A 2,695-nucleotide genomic window follows, 5' to 3' on the forward strand; every position below is an offset into this window, starting at 1 on the left:
CCAGCGTGGGCAGCCGAAATGAGAGCGACAGCCCGGGCGCCTCGACCGAAGCCTGGCCGGGCCACGGTCGCAGGTCAATGAAACAAGTAGCCGATGTCAGTGCATCCGATCTTGGCAATTCCGGCGGGACGGTGCGCTGGCCGGATGCGGGTGCAGCTGAACGTGGCCCGTGAGATGCACGACGTCGTGGGACACACGCTCGGGGTGATCGCCGCCGAGGCCGGCGTGACCCGGGCACTGCCGGATACTCCCGAGGCCGAGCTACGCGAAACCCTCGCCGACATCGAGACGCACGCCCGAGACGCCCTCAAGGAGATGCAGGGGCTCGTGCGTACCCTGCGAGACTCCGGGCCCGGGCTAAGCGAGCTGCCCGCGATCATCGCGACCACCCGTGCCGCCGGAGTCGCCGTGCACGCCCGGCTTGAACCGCACGGCCCGGTCGACGCCGAGGTCGGCGCGGCGATGGTGCGGATCGCGCAGGAGGCGCTGAACAATGTCGTACGGCACGCTCCGCAGGCGCGCTGCACGGTCGAGCTGTGCGAAACCGAGGGAACGATCGCCCTACGGGTACCCGACAGCGGCGCGCCCGGAACGTCGCCGGTCTCCCCGGTGCCGGACGTGAGGTCGACGATGAGGTCCTGGCGCACATCTGACCGACCCACCACGAGAACGTGCACTTCTACGGCGCCCACTCCGTCGACATCGACGGTGAACTCGCCCAGCTCGACGCGGACGGTTACCGGCCGCTGCGGGAACCGATGAACAGCTAACCGGCCAGGACGGCCTACGACGACTACTGACCGCCCGGAGAGGCTCTGGCTGGTCGGCGGATCAGCCCAGAGCCTCTCGGCGGTCAGGCGGTCAGCTGCCGGAGCATCTCGGCCGAATCGTGCAGGTTCGTCATCTGGACGAATCGGCCGTCACGGACCTTGTAGATGGCGTACTCGACGATCTTGAACGAGGCGCCGGAGGCTGGGACACCGAGCCACTCCTTCACCGGGGTGCCGGTGTTGATGGCGCGGACGGCGATGCCGTCCCGGTCGAACAGCAGTTCGTCGACCTCCCAGTGAATGTCCGGAACGGCGTCGACGATCCCCTTCAGGGCCGTGACGACGTCGTCGCGGGTGCCGGGCTGGCCGTCGAGCAGCACCTGGTCGTTGATGAACTCGTCCATGCGGTCGAACTCGTGGGCGTTGAGCGCCTCGGCGTACCGCATGTACCAGTCACGCAGATCACTCTCGGTCATGGTGCTCCTCTTTTCCCCTGTGTCTTAAGGGCGGCTCTGAACTGTTCAAACTTCTACACCGATCGGTGCAGAATGCGACAGTATCAGTTCGGCACCGATCGGTGTCGAAGCGGTAGGATGTGGCGATGCGCACGTCACAGATCGGCCGTCCACGGGCGTTCGACGCCGAGGCGGCGCTCGAGAAGGCGATGACGGTCTTCTGGGCGCAGGGTTACGAAGGTGCCAGTCTCACCGACCTGACCCAGGCCATGGGTATCTCCCGCAAGAGCCTGTACGCGGCCTACGGCAACAAGGAGGACCTGTTCCGCAAGGCATTGCAGCGCTACGCGGAAGGGCCCGGTGCCTACGTCGCCGAGGCGCTGCAGGCACCCACCGCCCGCGAGGTCGCCATGGCCTTCCTCGCTGGCTCGGCCCGCGCCAACACACTGCCCGGACTCCCCGCCGGGTGCCTCGGGGTCCAGGGCGCACTGGCCGCCGGCGAGACCGGACGAGTCGCCCGCGACACCCTGGCCGAGTGGCGTGCCCACGGCCAGGCGCTGCTCCGCGACCGGTTCCGGCAGGCCGTCCAGGTGGGCGACCTGCCCGCCAGCGCTGACCCGGAAAAGATCGCCCGCTACGTCATGACGATCGCGAACGGCGTGGCCGTACAGGCAGCAGGCGGCGCGACATGCGAGGACCTGCAACAGGTGGCCGACGCAGCTTTGCAGAACTGGCCACCGGCCTGACGATGCAGGCCCTTGAAATGAGTCCTGCCCGCGCGGCCCGGCTCTCGCATAAATGTTCAGTTGAGAGAGTTCTGCGAAAGCCTGGAAACCGGCCGCATTTCCGCTGGCCGGGTAGGCGTCGGGGGTGCGTCACGAATTTCCGGGTAGGTGGCGCGAAGGCACGGCGTTGGACAACCTCGGCTTGGCCCTGACCGAGGCGGGGAGCCCAGCCACGCCCGTATCCACTGGTCACAGGCCTACGACACGTTCCCCGAAACCGGTACGACAGATGTCGCCTAACCAGCGACGTCGAACAGCACACGATCAGTGACGACCGCCGCAACCATCCGCCCGAATAGACGACAGTTGAATACGCGATCCCACCAGTCGGACGGGCGTCCTGCGGCTGCCAGTTGCCAACGCGTCCGCTGTACCACCGCGGAAAGTGTCGAGATCACGAGATCTCCTTTCGATGTCAAGCCTGGCCGAATGCACTCCGGCCGCGCCCGACCGCTGTGGCCCGATCCGATCGTGTGCCTGGACCGTCGCGGCGCTAACGCACGCTCATGGCCGCGATCCGCGCTGTCCCACCGAGATCAGGGCTTGTCGGGCCGTCAGGTAGGTGCTGCGGCGCGCCATAGACGAAGCGCTCGGTGGCGAAGTGCCTGGGAGAGTGCCGGCGAGTCCTTCATATCGGACAGCATGTCGAGCAGGTCTCGGATCGGCCAGCCGGCGAGGTTCGGTG

General features: G+C 67.2%; 3 protein-coding genes. 2 read left to right on the forward strand and 1 reads right to left on the reverse strand.

Going from position 1 to position 2,695, the window contains the following annotated elements; translation table 11 throughout:
* Positions 1-144 precede the first annotated feature (144 nt).
* Positions 145-762 carry a histidine kinase gene (locus AAH979_RS42770; protein WP_346263829.1) on the forward strand — a complete coding sequence of 206 codons (618 nt, stop codon included), beginning with the start codon at positions 145-147 and terminating at the stop codon, positions 760-762.
* 91 nt (positions 763-853) lie between these two features.
* Here the strand turns inward: AAH979_RS42770 and AAH979_RS42775 are convergent, their stop codons facing one another.
* A complete protein-coding gene (locus AAH979_RS42775) occupies positions 854-1,246 on the reverse strand; it encodes an ester cyclase (protein ID WP_346263830.1) in 393 nt (130 codons plus the stop codon).
* 125 nt (positions 1,247-1,371) lie between these two features.
* Here AAH979_RS42775 and AAH979_RS42780 point away from each other — a divergent pair, with 125 nt between their 5' ends.
* Positions 1,372-1,971 (forward strand): TetR/AcrR family transcriptional regulator, encoded by a 600-nt coding sequence (locus tag AAH979_RS42780; protein ID WP_346263831.1) that lies wholly within the window; start codon positions 1,372-1,374, stop codon positions 1,969-1,971.
* The last annotated feature ends 724 nt before the right edge of the window (positions 1,972-2,695 follow it).

The organism is Plantactinospora sp. ZYX-F-223 (genome assembly GCF_039649625.1).
Taxonomy (GTDB): domain Bacteria; phylum Actinomycetota; class Actinomycetes; order Mycobacteriales; family Micromonosporaceae; genus Plantactinospora.

Excerpts from the sequence above, each read along its gene's own strand:
- AAH979_RS42780 (WP_346263831.1), top strand. The coding sequence starts at position 1,372 with ATGCGCACGTCACAGATCGGCCGTCCACGGGCGTTCGACGCCGAGGCG.
- AAH979_RS42775 (WP_346263830.1), bottom strand. The coding sequence starts at position 1,246 with ATGACCGAGAGTGATCTGCGTGACTGGTACATGCGGTACGCCGAGGCG.
- AAH979_RS42770 (WP_346263829.1), top strand. The coding sequence starts at position 145 with ATGCGGGTGCAGCTGAACGTGGCCCGTGAGATGCACGACGTCGTGGGA.